Source organism: Labilibaculum manganireducens, from assembly GCF_002843385.1.
Classification (GTDB): Bacteria; Bacteroidota; Bacteroidia; order Bacteroidales; family Marinifilaceae; genus Labilibaculum; species Labilibaculum manganireducens.
Window position 1 is genome coordinate 1 of sequence record NZ_MVDE01000047.1, and the last position, 15,914, is coordinate 15,914.

13 protein-coding genes are annotated in these 15,914 nt (G+C 37.4%); 6 read left to right on the top strand and 7 right to left on the bottom strand.

Annotated features, from left to right (window positions below):
* Nucleotides 1-794 precede the first annotated feature (794 nt).
* Nucleotides 795-959, top strand: a complete 165-nt coding sequence (locus tag BZG01_RS21660) for a hypothetical protein (RefSeq protein WP_180327402.1) — start codon at nt 795-797, stop codon at nt 957-959.
* Between the two features lie 403 nt (nt 960-1,362).
* The gene (locus BZG01_RS21665) at nt 1,363-1,527 is read left to right on the top strand and encodes a hypothetical protein (RefSeq protein ID WP_180327402.1); all 165 of its coding nucleotides are present in this window, start codon (nt 1,363-1,365) and stop codon (nt 1,525-1,527) included.
* A gap of 509 nt (nt 1,528-2,036) precedes the next feature.
* On the opposite strand, the gene BZG01_RS19610 is transcribed toward BZG01_RS21665, so the two are convergent.
* The 7 genes from BZG01_RS19610 to BZG01_RS19640 all read right to left on the bottom strand — a co-directional run bounded on the left by BZG01_RS19610 (nt 2,037) and on the right by BZG01_RS19640 (nt 10,857).
* Entirely contained in the window at nt 2,037-3,824 is a 1,788-nt protein-coding gene (locus tag BZG01_RS19610) for an ABC transporter ATP-binding protein (protein ID WP_101311540.1), read from the bottom strand.
* 148 nt (nt 3,825-3,972) lie between these two features.
* Nucleotides 3,973-4,404 (bottom strand): hypothetical protein, encoded by a 432-nt coding sequence (locus BZG01_RS19615; RefSeq protein ID WP_101311541.1) that lies wholly within the window; start codon nt 4,402-4,404, stop codon nt 3,973-3,975.
* An 81-nt stretch (nt 4,405-4,485) separates the two neighbouring features.
* Nucleotides 4,486-5,640, bottom strand: a complete 1,155-nt coding sequence (locus tag BZG01_RS19620) for a PAS domain-containing sensor histidine kinase (RefSeq protein WP_101311542.1) — start codon at nt 5,638-5,640, stop codon at nt 4,486-4,488.
* A 131-nt stretch (nt 5,641-5,771) separates the two neighbouring features.
* Nucleotides 5,772-6,500: a hypothetical protein gene (locus tag BZG01_RS19625; RefSeq protein WP_101311543.1), complete on the bottom strand. Its 729-nt coding sequence runs from the start codon at nt 6,498-6,500 to the stop codon at nt 5,772-5,774.
* A gap of 98 nt (nt 6,501-6,598) precedes the next feature.
* Nucleotides 6,599-7,141, bottom strand: coding sequence for a DUF4468 domain-containing protein (locus tag BZG01_RS19630; RefSeq protein WP_101311544.1), 543 nt, complete (start codon nt 7,139-7,141; stop codon nt 6,599-6,601).
* 523 nt (nt 7,142-7,664) lie between these two features.
* The gene (locus BZG01_RS19635) at nt 7,665-8,603 is read right to left on the bottom strand and encodes a mechanosensitive ion channel family protein (protein WP_218973173.1); all 939 of its coding nucleotides are present in this window, start codon (nt 8,601-8,603) and stop codon (nt 7,665-7,667) included.
* Nucleotides 8,604-8,808: 205 nt separating this feature from the next.
* A complete protein-coding gene (locus BZG01_RS19640) occupies nt 8,809-10,857 on the bottom strand; it encodes a gluzincin family metallopeptidase (protein ID WP_101311546.1) in 2,049 nt (682 codons plus the stop codon).
* Between the two features lie 252 nt (nt 10,858-11,109).
* Between BZG01_RS19640 and BZG01_RS19645 the strand changes: the two genes are divergently transcribed.
* From BZG01_RS19645 to BZG01_RS19660, 4 genes are all read left to right on the top strand, one after another.
* The gene (locus BZG01_RS19645; protein ID WP_101311547.1) at nt 11,110-11,817 is read left to right on the top strand and encodes a YebC/PmpR family DNA-binding transcriptional regulator; all 708 of its coding nucleotides are present in this window, start codon (nt 11,110-11,112) and stop codon (nt 11,815-11,817) included.
* 350 nt (nt 11,818-12,167) lie between these two features.
* Nucleotides 12,168-12,944 (top strand): enoyl-CoA hydratase/isomerase family protein, encoded by a 777-nt coding sequence (locus BZG01_RS19650; protein WP_101311548.1) that lies wholly within the window; start codon nt 12,168-12,170, stop codon nt 12,942-12,944.
* 136 nt (nt 12,945-13,080) lie between these two features.
* Complete coding sequence (locus tag BZG01_RS19655; RefSeq protein ID WP_101311549.1) at nt 13,081-14,409, top strand: 3-hydroxyacyl-CoA dehydrogenase family protein; 1,329 nt, start codon at nt 13,081-13,083, stop codon at nt 14,407-14,409.
* Nucleotides 14,410-14,582: 173 nt separating this feature from the next.
* Complete coding sequence (locus tag BZG01_RS19660) at nt 14,583-15,827, top strand: thiolase C-terminal domain-containing protein (protein WP_101311550.1); 1,245 nt, start codon at nt 14,583-14,585, stop codon at nt 15,825-15,827.
* The last annotated feature ends 87 nt before the right edge of the window (nt 15,828-15,914 follow it).

Below are 15,914 nucleotides of genomic sequence, written 5' to 3' on the forward strand. Positions count from 1 at the left end.
CGAAGTATTTGTAGAAATTACAAGCTGGATTTTAAAAAAGGTGCAGCGCACCGCAGCTTTTATTAATACGAATCGGTATTTGGCCATGCTCTTACTGGTATTTACAGATAATGCCACGGTACTCTGTACCTAAAAATCATAAAAATGGCTGTTGCTACAAATACCACGGTGCTCTGCACCTTTATTTCTCATGTTTTATAATCAGTGCCGATCCTATAAAATCATAAAGATCTGCGTCTCAAATACCATGGTGCTCTTCACTTTATTCTCGTGCGGTAATTTGTATTCAAAAAATATTCAAGGAAAGGGAAAAGCAGCAGCGCTGCGAAGTATTTGTAGAAATTACAAGCTGGATTTTAAAAAAGGTACAGCGCACCGCAGCTTTTATTAATACGAATCGGTATTTGGTCACTCTCTTACTGGTATTTACAGATAATGCCACGGTACTCTGTACCTAAAAATCATGAAAATGGCTGTTGCTACAAATACCACGGTGCTCTGCACCTTTATTTCTCATGTTTTATAATCAGTGCCGATCATATAAAATCATAAAGATCTGCGTCTCAAATACCATGGTGCTCTGCACTTTATTCTCGTTCGGTAATTTGTATTCAAAAAATATTCAAGGAAAGGGAAAAGCAGCAGCGCTGCGAAGTATTTGTAGAAATTACAAGCTGGATTTTAAAAAAGGTGCAGCGCACCGCAGCTTTTATTAATACGAATCGGTATTTGGCCATGCTCTTACTGGTATTTACAGATAATGCCACGGTACTCTGTGCCTAAAAATCATAAAAATGGCTGTTGCTACAAATACCATGGTGCTCTGCACCTTATTCTCGTGCGGTAATTTGTATTCAAAAAATATTCAAGGAAAGGGAAAAGCAGCAGCGCTGCGAAATATTTGTAGAAATTACAAGCTGGATTTTAAAAAAGGTGCAGCGCACCACAGCTTTTATTAATACGAATCGATATTTGGCCATGCTCTTACTGGTATTTACAGATAATGCCACGGTACTCTGTACCTAAAAATCATGAAAATGGCTGTTGCTACAAATACCACGGTGCTCTGCACCTTTATTTCTCATGTTTTATAATCAGTGCCGATCATATAAAATCATAAAGATCTGCGTCTCAAATACCATGGTGCTCTGCACTTTATTCTCGTTCGGTAATTTGTATTCAAAAAATATTCAAGGAAAGGGAAAAGCAGCAGCGCTGCGAAGTATTTGTAGAAATTACAAGCTGGATTTTAAAAAAGGTGCAGCGCACCGCAGCTTTTATTAATACGAATCGATATTTGGCCATGCTCTGACTGGTATTTACAGATAATGCCACGGTACTCTGTACCTAAAAATCATAAAAATGGCTGTTGCTACAAATACCATGGTGCTCTGCACCTTATTCTCGTGCGGTAATTTGTATTCAAAAAATATTCAAGGAAAGGGAAAAGCAGCAGCGCTGCGAAATATTTGTAGAAATTACAAGCTGGATTTTAAAAAAGGTGCAGCGCACCACAGCTTTTATTAATACGAATCGATATTTGGCCATGCTCTTACTAGTTATTTACAGATAATGCCACGGTACTCTGTACCTAAAAATCATAAAAATGGCTGTTGCTACAAATACCACGGTGCTCTGCACCTTTATTTCTCATGTTTTATAATCAGTGCCGATCCTATAAAATCATAAAGATCTGCGTCTCAAATACCATGGTGCTCTGCACTTTATTCTCGTTCGGTAATTTGTATTCAAAAAATATTCAAGGAAAGGGAAAAGCAGCAGCGCTGCGAAATATTTGTAGAAATTACAAGCTGGATTTTAAAAAAGGTGCAGCGCACCACAGCTTTTATTAATACGAATCGATATTTGGCCATGCTCTTACTGGTATTTACAGATAATGCCACGGTACTCTGTACCTAAAAATCATGAAAATGGCTGTTGCTACAAATACCAGGGTGCTCTGCACCTTTATTTCTCTTGTCTTATAATCAGTGCAGATCTTATAAAATCATAAAGATCTGCGTCTATTTTTATTTCTAATTCGAATACTGCAGCTGAATCAGTTTATTGTATTTTCCATCCGTAATATTCATTAAGGCCTCGTGCGTGCCCTGTTCTACAATCTCGCCTTGTTCCATTACAACAATTTCATCAGCCTTTCTTATTGTCGACAATCGGTGGGCAATCACGATGGATGTTCTTCCTGTCATCAGTTTCTCGAGAGCCTCCTGAACCAGCATTTCCGATTCGGAGTCCAGCGAGGAGGTGGCTTCATCCAATATCAAAATTTTAGGATTTTTAAGAATCGCACGGGCAATGGCAATTCTTTGGCGCTGACCGCCTGAAAGTTGTGTGCCGCGTTCGCCGACAATGGTTTCGAATTTTTCAGGAAAGCGTTCAATAAATTCCAGGGCATTGGCCTTTTGTGCAGCTTCGTAGATTTCCTGATCGCTGGCACCCGGTTTTCCGTAAGCTATGTTTTCACTGATGCTTCCACCAAACAGAAAAATATCCTGCGGCACTAATGAAATCTGACTTCGTAAAGCTGATAAGGGGAAATCGTGACTATCATGCTGGTCAAAAAACAAGCTGTTCTTAGGTGGCATGTGCAGCAGCAGCAGGAGCGAAGCCATGGTACTTTTTCCGGCACCACTATGCCCAACCAGAGCAATCATTTTATTGCTTTCAATTTTTAAATTGATATTGTTTAAAACCCTTTGCTCACTTCTCGAAGGGTAAGCAAAATTCAAGTTATTCAAGCTGATTTCTCCCTGCATTTTGAATTTAGGATCTATATCATTGACATCTTGAATGTCTTCAGGTTCTTCATCATAGATTTTGAACAGATCTTCGGTTGCACCAATAAATTTCTGAATATTGGTGTATACATTGGCCAATCCGCTGATAGTACCACCCACAAAAACAGAATAAATTACAAAGGAAAATAGATCTCCGGCCTGCATTTCGCCCGCTTGCAGTAAACGGGAGCCTTGCCATACCATAGCTGCAATGGCACCAAAAAGTCCGAGAATAATAAAAGAGGAAAATGCCCCTCTGTATTTGCCTCGGGTGATGCCCAAATCGGCTATTTCCAAGGTTTTCTTTTTGTAACGGGCAATTTCAATATACTCATTGGTAAAAGCTTTCACACTTTGTATGCCTTGCAGTGTTTCTTCAATAATTGTGTTTGAATCGGCTAATTTTGTTTGCACATCTTTGGAGAATTTTCGAATAAACCGGCCAAAAAACCTCGCAACAATCATGGTTGGCGGCAGTGTAATCAGCATAAAGGCAGTCAGTTTTATCGAGATAATCCCCAAGAGGGTGATTCCGCCCGTAATTACGATAATCTGGCGGATGAATTCAGCCAAAGTACTGGTCATTGTTTCCTGCAGCAACACCACATCTGCCGATATTCTGCTGTTGAGTTCTCCCACTCTTCGCCGTTCAAAAAATTGCAATGGAAGCTTTATTAAGTGGCGGTAGGTTGCTTGCCGCAGTGCGGCTAAGGATCTTTCTGTTACGTTCACAAACAACACAATGCGGAAATAGGAGAAGGTGGCTTGAAGAATCAATACACAGGCAATTAAAACAGCGGTTTGACTCAAACTTTGCTCCAGGGTAGTATTATTGCCTGAGTTTACCAAATCGCCTAAGAGCTTAGGGAAAGCCAAACTTGCCAAACTAGAACCCAATAAAAAAAAAATCCCTAAAAAATATTGTCCCCGGTATGGTTTAATGTACTTGTAAAGTCTGAAGGCACTTTGTAAACCACTTTTATTTATTTTTCCTTTCGGAACACTCGATGTATCTGTTGCGGTCATTCTTGGATATCACTATTTAAAACAATTCCTAATAATAACAAAATTAGTCGGAATTACCTTTGTCTGCGACATCTTTTATTGGCTGCCCATGATAAATACTTTTTATACTGAATATTTCTTTGGAGCGGTGGAGGACAAAAATAGATTATTAGTCGACAAATAATTTTTCGATTGCTCTTGTCACATAGTCCAGATGGCAATTGTCAATGTTAAGCCATCGAATTGAGGCCTCTACAGTACTAAATGTTTTGTATTGAAGTGGTGATATGTTTTCATTTAAAGTGAACAGGATCGTTTTCGCAACATGGTCGGGTGTAGAGGTTAGCAAAACAAGCCGCATTAGTCCTTTTAGCTTTACGTTTTCTTTCACCCAATTGCCATATTCCAACAACTCATCTTCTGTCAAATTTATATTTGCATTTCTAAGATCAACAATAAAACCAAACTTAGGATCAAAATCTTTGTCATTAATAATATCACTCTTTAGCTGTTGCATCTTGTTTTTAGTGATATTATTTTGATGATATTGAATAATCAGGCCAATATCCTTTAAAATAGAGTATCTGTAAATGTCTGGCATTTTCTGTGAAAATTAAATTAGTATTGTTTTTAGAAAAAAATGAAGAACACGGTTTTTATTTGCTTACAGTTTGTTTGCACTTTATTTTGAATTGTATAAAGGCAGGGTAAATTTAAAGATACTTCCTTTTCCTATTTCGCTTTCAGCCCAAATACTGCCCTTGTGTTTTTCCACAAATTCTTTGCAAAGAATCAATCCCAGTCCAGACCCTTTTTCCTTCTCAGTACCTTTGGAAGTTGTATTTTCAGAAAGATCAAATAGTTTTTTAAGAGTTTCGTTATTAATCCCAACTCCATTATCCGAAACAGAAATTTCGACTTGTTTGTGTTTTTGAATTGCTGAAATACTAATACTTCCTCCTAATTTCGTGAATTTAATGGCATTGGAAATAAGATTTCGTAAAACAGTCTTCAGCATATTTTCATCGGCATTAACCGCAATCTTATCAGTTTGAATCTGATTTATAGATATATCTTTAATTTTTGCCGTTGAATTGGAATTTTTTATTGTCTCTTCGATAATGGATGATAAAACTATTTTTTTTGGCTTATAAATTATTTGCCCGCTTTGTGATTTTGCCCAACTCAATAAATTGTCAAGTAAAACAAGAGTGCTTTTGGCAGTTGTATTTATTAACTTTAAATACTCTTCTGTTTCTAATTCATCAAAATCTTTTGCGTCTTCAATCAACAATTCCGAAAATCCTAAGATGCTGGAAAACGGCGTTCTTAAATCGTGCGCAATTATTGAAAAAAGTTTGTCTTTTGTTGCATTAAGTTCTATTAAGTGCTTTTGGTTTTCTTTCAGCGCCTGTTCTGCATTTTTATATTCAGTGATGTCAAGCATGATACCAACAATTCCGCAAAACTCATTTTTCTCATTAGTTATATTGGCCTTATGAAAAATGATATCATGTAAAGTTCCGTCAGCATATTTCACATTGCATTCATAGGTTTGATTTTCCAGACTGTCACGTAATTCGCAATCGGCAAGGTAATACTTGTCGGCAAGTTCCTTTGGTGCAATATCGTAAACACTTGAATTTATAATTTCAGTTTTGGGCAGACCCAGATAAGCGGCAAAAGCATCATTGCAATTGGTATAGATAAAGTCTTTGTTTTTTACAAACAAAGGATTCGGGATTGTATTAATCATTTTATCCTGAATTTTTAATTCAAGCTTTAATTTGATTATTTCTTTTTCCAGATCTTGATATGTAGGTTTGCCCTGGGTCATTTTTTGTTCTTAAGATATCTGTAAATATGCACAATAAACTTTTGTACGGTAAGCTTTGTGCTCTTGTTTGTATTTTGAGTTTTTTAATGCCTAAAATTCTCCTTAGCCGCATTCAATAGTGAACCCGCAGCTTATTTTCTATAACGGCCTCTTCTGGTGTTTGTATTGGGTTTTTCCGAAGAACTGATTTTTACGGCATTTTTTTCTGTAGTATCAGGATCATCGCTTAAGTAAATGGCATCCTCAGTGCTGGATGTAATTGCAAGAATCCGTCCGTACTTTTCAGGCAGGTTCAGACTTGCCGCATCTTTCCATTCTCCCTTTCCAAACACAGCTGCTTTTTCTCCCTGTTCCAAAATTCCTTCTTTGTACCGAAGTGTTTTATTAAAGCCCCAAGAGCCCTCACTTTTATATCCTTTGCTGTTTAAATAGTTTTCAAGATTTTCGGTAGCATCCGAAAAAAATCCGGTAGAATAACTTTCGTCCTGAACAATGTAAGATTTAATCCTCTTGTCGTTTATGAATGCATAGCTGGTTTCTTCCTTAATTAAAAATTTGTTCGATATTTCCTCTTCAATAATTGTTTTCCACTTTGAACTTTTGCCTGATGCCACTTTTTGCTCAACATGCACATAGTAATAAGCACATTCACGGTTCGAAAGAGGAGATAGAAGGGGAGCATCAACAAATTCAACTGTTCCAACAATTCTTGCCAGCTCACCATCTTTAAAATCTGCAATTTTCCGAAGCTCCGATTTTTTTAGCTTTCGTTTAATAATGGCTTTTTTACTGAAAAAAACTGCTGATAGTAAAACTGTAATAATTATTGCAAAAATAATAAAGAAGAATACTGGTTCCATTTGTGTTGATTTATTTAAGGGTTGGGGTAATTTATCGAAAAACTCGTCTTTCGTAGTTTAGTTATTTTCCTTTTTCACCAATTTGATATTTCAATATATCACCAATCATCTTCAGCTCCTTTCATTGCTATTTTTAAATCAGCTACGATATTTTTTATAGCTTCTTCAAATTTGGGGTAGTTGATTTTATTATTGCTTGCTGTTTTTTCAATTATTTTTTTTCCTGGGTTTTTCATTCCTGCATCTATCAAAGCTTTTTTAGCCCCTTCCGGGGAACAAGCTAATTCATATTCCTCTAATGTTGATGTTGCTAATTCGCCAACTCTAATATTTGCTATGTCATATTTAAACCTACCATCTTTCACAAAGATCTTAATTGTGTATTGCATTTTTATTTCAACTATCATTCCTGCCGCTTTTATAGGAACCTTGTCAAATCCTTTTCCTATAAGTTTGCCAGAAACGGGATCATCCATCTGTAAAACATCATCAGCAGATTTAAAAGTTTCAGCAAACCATTCTCGGGCAGAAGAATAGAGTTGGTCAGCAGTTTTACCAGGAGCTTCGATTACCTCAGTAAACTCTTTTGCAAATGCAGAAACACTGCACAGTAGCAGGATTCCAAGTAATAGTTTTTTCATTTGTTGCGGTTTAATTTTGTTTAAGCGCCTAATTTAACAAAAAAAGTAATAAGGAACTTTTAGTGAAATGTTTTTCATCCACCGGTTATTACGATTTGTTATCAGAGGGCTTTTGAGCAACAGGATTATTTATCCAAAAACGAAAGCCATCTTGTTGTTTTTCCCCGTGCTCAATTCTATTTTAATCTCTTCTATGTACTATTTATCAGATTTTTCTACCACGAGGGCACGGAGTTACACCGAGAGTAGTCGGTTCATCTGTACTCTTACCAGAATCCTATTTTATGGTCTTTCCGGTGCTTCCTCTCAATAAGCAAGTCTTTCAGCTCTGAGCCGAAGGGATTCCCATCTGAGAAATTGGGGTGCCAAGGTGAGAGGGAAGCTTTTCAATTTAAATTTCATATCAGGATGAATTCCAATCAAGTAAAAGCGAAAAAAGACCATCCCTTGCGGGACAGTCTCTTGTATCATTTACAGCTGCCAGATCATTACATGTAAAAGTCTTATTTTACGGTCAACTGCTTTAATCTTGACTTTGTGTTTCTGTGCTGTTTTTATCAGTAATAGTTATTCTTGTTTTAGGCAAACTGTTCGGGTAATTGTTTTGGATGAATTCGATCATTTTTTCCCGGATATAAACTCTTAAATCCCATGCTGTTGGCGAGTTTTTAGCACTTACAAGTATTCTTATTTCCAAGGTATTTTCCTTCGAATCGGTTACCTGAAGTACATTTACTTTTTTATCCCACAAATTACTTTTAGTTAACAAATTTGTTAGTTCCTTTCTTAAAGCATCAAATGGAATTGTATAGTCGGTATACAAAAAAACAGAACCAATAATATCTGCATTGTTTCGGGTCCAATTTTGAAATGGTTTCTCTAAAAAATACGTTGATGGCAATACCAAACGCCTTTGATCCCACAGTCTGACTACTACGTAGGTTAAATTGATTTCTTCAATCCATCCCCACTCATTTTCAACAAGAACAGCATCGTCAATTCTGAATGGCTGCGTAATTGCAATCTGAATTCCGGCCAATAGTGTGCCAACAACTTTCTGTGCCGAAATACCTATTATAACACCTGCCAATCCTGCCGAGGCAAAAATACCAATTCCAATTTTCCTGATGTTCTCAAAGGAAAGCAATATCAATCCTGTGGCAGAAAGTACAATAATAAATACGAGTACCTTTTCCAGAATATTGAATTGCGTATGTAATTTTCTGGATGTAAGATTGTCCTCCTTAGAGATATCAAACCTTTTTAAAAACATTGTTTTAATTCTTCTGATTACTTCAATTATGAGCCATGCAAAAGCGATTATTAGCAGATTGTTTTTTTGCTCAATCAGCAAGGAGTCTTCCAATCCTGAAATATTTAAAATTGAATCCAACAGAGGTTCAATTGCTAATATTATTAATATGATTAAACTGATTAGTGTGAGCTTGAAGTATTTTTTCATTTTTCCGTGTTTTTTAATGGATTTTCCCTTTTTGCTTGAAGTGTGCAGGTTTTTCGATATGTATTTATTGCAACTAAGCATTGAATTTATGCAATATTTATGATTATACAGTTGTGATTAAGGAGTAAACACGTTTTTTTAGGCCTAAAAATAAAAGAGACCATTCCTTTCGGAACAGTCTCAATCATCTATTTTAATAAGTTTATTACTTCAATTCTTCCAAAGCTTCTTTAGCCGCTTTTAATAAAGGTTGCGCTGATAAATCGTTACCCGTAGCTTCAACCATCCATTGGTTAGGAGTCAAACGTCCTTGTTTAAATATTCGGTCTACTTCTGCAGGGAAACTTTTTCCCTTTAAGTGCTGCTCCAATTGAAACTCGATTATATTTCCAAATGCATAGTTCGATAAATACAACGGACTGTTCAGCATGTGTGAGTATACGGCCAAAATGGTCTGATCTTTTACTCCGTAAACAGGAGCATAGAACTCATTCCAAACTTCTTTTGCAATTCGCATGGCAGCATCGCGCAATTGTGCCGAATTGGCTTCCGGATTTGCATACAACCATTTCCACATGCGGATATCCAATACCGAAACACCCATTATTTCGTAAGCACTCCAGAATAAATCAAGCTTTTTTAAAGCATCTTCCTGAGGTGAATCGTTATGAATTCCCAACAATAACAGGTCTCTTTTCTGAAAAATGAAAGCCAAAGCCTCCGTAAATGCGGTGTTCGGAACTCCATTCATCACAAAGTTGTCTACATCATAAAGCGATATGGTTTGCTCCACATTGTGCCCAAACTCATGAACTGCAATGTTGTACCCTTTGTAATCCATGCCCTTTTCACCAATTCGGGTACGCAGGTGAGCCTTTTGTCCTTTGGCAGCACCACCCCAGGCGTGTCCCGAGCCTCTTGCCGGATCAACAGCAATATGAGCTCCCAACCATTGTGCTCTTTCCTTATCGTAACCCAGCTTCACCAATAAATTTGGTAAATCAGCTTCCAAAGCAGCCGCGTCAGGGTACAGTTTGCGGGTCTGGGCATCCAGCTTCGACTCATCCATTCCGCTGCGGGCCTTAAAACCATCGTACCAAATGTCGAAAGGTTCCAAATCACGACCTAATCTTTGCTGAATTAGTTCACCAACTTTTTTAGTTTCCTCGGAGCGCATAAAATCCGTAAAGATTTTTTCAGTTGCTTCCGCAGATATTTCTTTGGCACCATCATATTGTCTTTTGATGAAGGTGTTTTGATCCGGATAGTAAGGATCGATTGCCTTATTGGCATGGAAATTATTCAGAATTTGCTGATATCTTTCATTTGGTTCAGGTGTTGCTTCAATTGTTTTTCCATCCTGATAAACCAGATTGGTATACGGATCCCATTCCAAATTCCCATTATTAATCACCTTTTCAGGGATTTCCTGAGAAATAATGCGCTGCATCACCTGATAAATCATCTTCTGCTTTTCCAAACCATCCTTTTTGTTGGCATAGTTGGCTTTAAGCTCATCACGCAGATTCCAGTGCGACAAAAGAACTTTGTCTTCAGGGAAGAAACGATTTCCTTCAGCATCAGTTAAATGACCCACATAAATGTTGTAATCCATAATGTAAACATCCGATTCGGCAGCAGCCTTACCGGCTTCCTGTAAAAGTTCTGCAGGAACGCGGGCAGTAAAATAATCACCCAAACGGGCATAAGCCCATTGCTGACGAGTCCACTCTTTAGCATTTGCTTCTTTTTCGTCCAAACTAAAGGGCGGAAAATTCAAGGCAATAATAAAAGCAATTTTGTTTTGGTAAAAATCATTCATCCAGTGCGAATCTACGCTGTAAGCACCAAATGCATTGTCAATAGCATGTTGTTCGAAGGTGTTCAAGTGCACCGGTTTCAGTAACTCAAGAGTAATTTTGTTGAAATTACCGGTGATGATCTCCATATTTCTTGAAATCTTTTGAAAAACAAGTTCTCTTTCCGCCTGATCGGAGATATAGTTTTCTTTACAGAAGGTTTTAAAATCTTCTTCTGAACCATCACTGTTGCGCCACAGGTTGGCAACATGTTTTACGCCTTTTTCCATAAGGGATTTGTTTGTGCCTGAATTCGAATTTCCAAGCTCATCAGTTACCTGAGCTATGGTTTTGGCCGAAATAGCAGAGACATCAGCCTTTTTATCCATTTTTACTTGATTTCCGCAGGAGGACAGTAGCAATGCCGCAGAAAACAGAATGATAATCTTTTTCATTTGATTAGGGTTGTTATTTGTTTGATTTAGTATCGCTAAAAATACGAATTCAAGCTCATTCAAACAATGAGCTTTTTCATGCTTTATCGTTGCGCAGAGAAATCGAAAACAGAAAAATGAAATGCAATTTGTGCTGTAAATAAATCATTGAAACACAACATTTATAATTCACTCCTTTAAAAAAAATGTACTTTCGTTTTACAGATTGGATAACATGTGCTATTTTTGCGCAAAATATTATATACATAAATTATGGGAAGAGCATTTGAATTTAGGAAAGCGCGAAAGTTTAAGCGTTGGGATAAGATGGCCAAAGCCTTTACACGAATTGGAAAAGATATCGTGATGGCAATAAAAGAAGGTGGCCCTGATCCGGCAACGAATTCTCGTTTGCGTGCAGTTATTCAAAATGCAAAGGCAGTAAACATGCCTAAGGATAATGTTGAAAGAGCAATTAAAAAAGCAACATCTAAAGACCAGAAGGACTATAAGGAAATTATTTACGAAGGATATGCTCCGCATGGTATTGCTGTTTTAGTTGAAACGGCAACCGATAACCACACCAGAACGGTAGCAGATGTTCGCTCTTATTTTTCAAAATGCAAAGGTAGTTTAGGTACTGCCGGTAGTGTTGAATTCATGTTTGAACACAAATGTCATTTTCAGATTGAAAACAAAGGTCAGGATATTGAAGAATTGGAGTTCGAATTAATCGATATAGGAGTAGAGGAAGTATTTGCAGAGGAGGAAGGAATCATGCTTTACGGCAACTTCCCTGATTTTGGAAAAATACAAGCTTACCTGGAAGAGAACGAAATTGAAGTAATTTCATCAGGTTTCGAAAGAATTCCAATGGATACAAAAGAATTGACTGAGGAACAAGTTGCAGATGTTGAAAAATTGCTGGAAAAATTGGAAGACAACGACGATGTTCAGAATGTTTACCACAATATGGCATAAGAAAATCGCCGTTTAATTTATAATTTCATGATACAGAGCCTGATTCGTTTAACGGATCAGGCTTTTTTATTTTGCTAAAGTGAATAAAAAGAATTAAGGGTCTTTTTTTGACTTTTTTTATTTTCTTAAAGCATTGTAAATGTTGGGGGTGTGAGCTAAAGGCATGTAAGTCAGAAATCTTACCTTTTGAATGTTAAGAGTTTTTATTATATTTAGATATGTAGATGAAAAAACGTCTCATAACACACCTATGAAACCTTCATCTTTGAATAACGGTGAATTTTATTTTAAAATTTAAAATTCAAAGCATGATAAGTTCCATGTGACAACTATAATTGAATTATATACACATGCACTTTAATTATTTAAAATTTGAAAAGAGAGACAAAATAGGAATTTTGACTCTTAACCGTCCTGAAGCCCTGAACGCCTTAAACGAGGGTGTTTTTAAAGAGCTGACCTGTTTTTTAAGCAGCAAAGAAATTATCCAAAGCATTAGAGTATTAGTAATTACGGGAGAGGGCAAAGCCTTTGTTGCCGGTGCTGATATTAAAGCCATGCAGGAATATTCTCCGCAGGCAGCCTACGATTTTTCTGAAATAGGAAAACAGGTTTTTGATCAGATTGCTAATCTGGAGATACCGGTTATTGCTGCAATTAATGGTTTTGCCCTTGGGGGAGGGTTGGAATTGGCACTTTCATGTGATATACGTGTAGCCAGTGAAAAAGCCAGGTTGGGTTTGCCTGAAGTGAATTTGGGTCTGATACCCGGATTTAATGGTACGCAAAGATTGCCTCGTTTGGCTGGAGCTGGAAATGCCATGTATTTAATGATGCTTGGGGAAGGCATCACAGCTGGCGAAGCCTATCAATTGGGAATCGTTCAGAAATTGGCGCCACCGGAAACACTTCTGGAAGTAAGTTTGGAATTGGCTGAGAAAATAGCTTCTAAAGGTCCTAATGCCGTAAGGTTAATAAAAGTAATGGTTCGCGATGGTATGGAATTATCGGGCAAAGATGCAGGTAAGATGGAATCCAAAGAATTTGGCCGTCTTTTTAAGGAGGATCAGACCGAAAGGGAAGAAGGCATTAGCGCCTTTTTGGAGAAGCGCAAACCAAACTGGTAATAATCAAAATTTGTAGGGAGATTTATTGTTTTCGAAACAATAAGCAGGAAGTGCAGATGGGTTTTTGATTTAACTCAAATGGGAAACATGTATCATATTAAATAATAGTAAAATCAAAATTTAAACAATAAGTAATATGGATTTGATCCGAAAAATGGAAAATGTTAGTGTTTTAGGTGCCGCAGGAAAAATGGGAAGCGGTATTCTTGTCTTATTATCTTTTGAAATGGCCAAATTGAAAATTGGCAAAAAAGAAGATAAAGACTTTGTTTTAAACGCTGTTGATGTATCACAATCTGCTTTAAACAGTTTGTTGGGTTACGTAAAATCACAATTGGTAAAGCACGCGGAAAAAAACATAGTAGAATTACGAACCTGGTACGAGGATCGTGAGGATTTAATTGATAATGATGAAATTATCAGTCAGTTTGTGTATGATGTGATGGAGATGATACAAACATCAACCCGTATAGAAACGGCTTATGGCTCACAATTGATATTTGAAGCCATAAAAGAGGATAAAGCTCTAAAAGTAAAATTGTTTTCTCAAATCAAAAAAAATAATCCTGATGCTTGGTTTTTAACCAATACTTCATCCATTCCTATTGGTGAAATCGAAAAGGAAGCTGGTTTAAATGGAGATATTATTGGTTATCATTTTTACAATCCTCCGGTAATTCAAAAATTGCTGGAGATCATTAAAACGGATCATACGAATGATGATTTAGCAGCCTTCTCGGTGAATTTAGCCAAATCGATGCGCAAAATTGTCGTTCAATCAAGAGATGTTGCCGGTTTTATAGGAAATGGGCACTTTATGCGTGATGCTTTGTATGCGCTTAATCTGGCCGAAGAATTAGCAAAAACAGAAGGATGGGCAAAGGCCTTTTTCCTAATTGATACCATAAGCCGGGATTTGCTGGTGCGGCCAATGGGAATTTTTCAATTGCTGGATTATGTGGGCATTGACGTTACCCGATTTATTTTGGAGAGTATGCAACCTTCATTTCCGGATGAAAAATTGTCGCATGCAACCTTGAATCAATTATTTGATAATGAAGTGAAAGGTGGTCAGTTTGCTGATGGTTCTCAAAAGAACGGTATTTTCAAATATCAGAAAGGCAGAATTACAGAAGTTTATGATTTGGAAAACGCGAAGTACATTCCAACTGAGAATATCGAAATGGATTGTGCGGTCTTACTGGGAGAACTGCCAACCCTAAAAATCTATTGGAAATCTGTTGTTCGTGATGTGAAGAAAGCCGATCATTTAAAGAAGTTTTTTAATGAACTGCATCAAATAGATAGTGTTGGAGCTAATTTGGCGATTGCGTACGGTAAAAATTCAAAAGCAATTGGTCAGATGCTTGTTGATACAAAAGTTGCAGAATCAAAGGCCGATGTAAATACCGTTTTGGAAACAGGTTTCTTCCATGCCTATGGTCCAATTAACGAGTATTTCTAAAATAGATTATAAATGTTAGAAGTGAGATACATAAAACAGATCTCGCTTTTAACACTGAATTAATGTTTGATTTAATGGATTGCCGAAATTTTATTTGTAACCGATACTAGATGATTATTTGATGTTCTGAATTTTTTCTTAGAGCTCACATCTATTATCTCATATCTAAAAGAATGAACGTTTTACGCAAAAAAATATACATGCTGGCCGGTTACAACACCATTTCGATGGGAACCGGCAGAAATGAATTTCATCCCAAGAAGCCTCGTCCTGGTCTGGAACACTATATTCAGGAAGCTGGTCAGGCAACTTTAAAAATGATTGGCGGTGCTAAAAATGTTGATGAAGGAGTAATCGGAAATTTTATGGCTTCCCGCTTTAATAAGCAAGCTAATTTGCCCGCTTTTTTGCCAATGATTGATGCTGAATTGAAGTACAAGCCATCCGTTAGTGTGGAAGGTGCTTGTGCATCGGGTGGCTTAGCTCTTACTACAGGAATGAAATCGATTCTTGCAGAAACGGCTGATGTAGTGCTTGCGCTTGGTTTTGAAGTTCAGAATAGCATGAAAGCCATGTATGGAGCGGATGTTCTGGCTGGTGCCGGATGGCAAAAAACGCGTAAAGAGGGACATGCGTACTTCTTTCCGGGTGTTTTTAGTGACCGGGCAGGTGCTTACTACGAAAAATTTGGCAGGGAAATTACCCGCAAAGCCATGGCGAAGTGGTATTGCAATGCCATTGAAAATGCACGTTTGTGCAAAACGGCACAAGAATTTCACAATACAAATAAGGATTTGGAAGGGACGGCAAACACTCCTGTAAATCCCAGAGGATTTGTGGATCATTTGAATGTTTTTGATTGTTCTAAAGTTTCCGACGGAGCTTCGGCGATCGCAATAGTGTCTGACGAAGGATTAAAAAAAATTGGATTAAATGCAAAGGATGCAGTTGAAATTGTTGGTTTCGCTCATGTTGCAGCAGATATTACTCAAAAACCAGAGGTGATGACCAGCTTAACGACCATGAAGGTGGCTGTAGAAAAAGCAATGCGAATGGCTGGAATTACTGTTGATCAGTTAGGAACTGTGGAAGTTCATGATTGTTTCTCTATTGCCGGAATAATGGCTCTTGAGGCTATTGGTTTAGCCGAAGAGGGAAAAGGCCCTGAATTTGTTTTGGCAGGTCATACTTCCAGATGTGGGAAAATACCTGTAAACACAACGGGTGGTTTAATTGGTTGGGGGCATCCAACAGGTGCTACCGGAGTTCATCAGGCTGTAACCATTTGGGAACAATTAACAGGGAATGCCGGAGAGGCACAAATTGAAATCACCAAGGAAAAATCATATGCAATGTCTGTAAACATGGGTGGAGATGACAAGTCTTTAGTTGCCGTTGTTTACAAACGGGGGGAATAAATGGGTGTATTACTGAATAATTAAATTGTTACATCATGTAAATCAGCTAAAAACGAATTGCTATCAGCTAATAGCTTTTAATATCAC

Bases quoted from the DNA above. Each gene is read 5' to 3' on its own strand.
- BZG01_RS19660 (WP_101311550.1), top strand. From the start codon at position 14,583: ATGAACGTTTTACGCAAAAAAATATACATGCTGGCCGGTTACAACACC.
- BZG01_RS19650 (WP_101311548.1), top strand. From the start codon at position 12,168: ATGCACTTTAATTATTTAAAATTTGAAAAGAGAGACAAAATAGGAATT.
- BZG01_RS19620 (WP_101311542.1), bottom strand. From the start codon at position 5,640: ATGACCCAGGGCAAACCTACATATCAAGATCTGGAAAAAGAAATAATC.
- BZG01_RS19625 (WP_101311543.1), bottom strand. From the start codon at position 6,500: ATGGAACCAGTATTCTTCTTTATTATTTTTGCAATAATTATTACAGTT.
- BZG01_RS19655 (WP_101311549.1), top strand. From the start codon at position 13,081: ATGGATTTGATCCGAAAAATGGAAAATGTTAGTGTTTTAGGTGCCGCA.
- BZG01_RS19610 (WP_101311540.1), bottom strand. From the start codon at position 3,824: ATGACCGCAACAGATACATCGAGTGTTCCGAAAGGAAAAATAAATAAA.
- BZG01_RS19640 (WP_101311546.1), bottom strand. From the start codon at position 10,857: ATGAAAAAGATTATCATTCTGTTTTCTGCGGCATTGCTACTGTCCTCC.
- BZG01_RS19635 (WP_218973173.1), bottom strand. From the start codon at position 8,603: ATGAAAAAATACTTCAAGCTCACACTAATCAGTTTAATCATATTAATA.
- BZG01_RS19645 (WP_101311547.1), top strand. From the start codon at position 11,110: ATGGGAAGAGCATTTGAATTTAGGAAAGCGCGAAAGTTTAAGCGTTGG.
- BZG01_RS21665 (WP_180327402.1), top strand. From the start codon at position 1,363: ATGGCTGTTGCTACAAATACCATGGTGCTCTGCACCTTATTCTCGTGC.
- BZG01_RS19615 (WP_101311541.1), bottom strand. From the start codon at position 4,404: ATGCCAGACATTTACAGATACTCTATTTTAAAGGATATTGGCCTGATT.
- BZG01_RS21660 (WP_180327402.1), top strand. From the start codon at position 795: ATGGCTGTTGCTACAAATACCATGGTGCTCTGCACCTTATTCTCGTGC.
- BZG01_RS19630 (WP_101311544.1), bottom strand. From the start codon at position 7,141: ATGAAAAAACTATTACTTGGAATCCTGCTACTGTGCAGTGTTTCTGCA.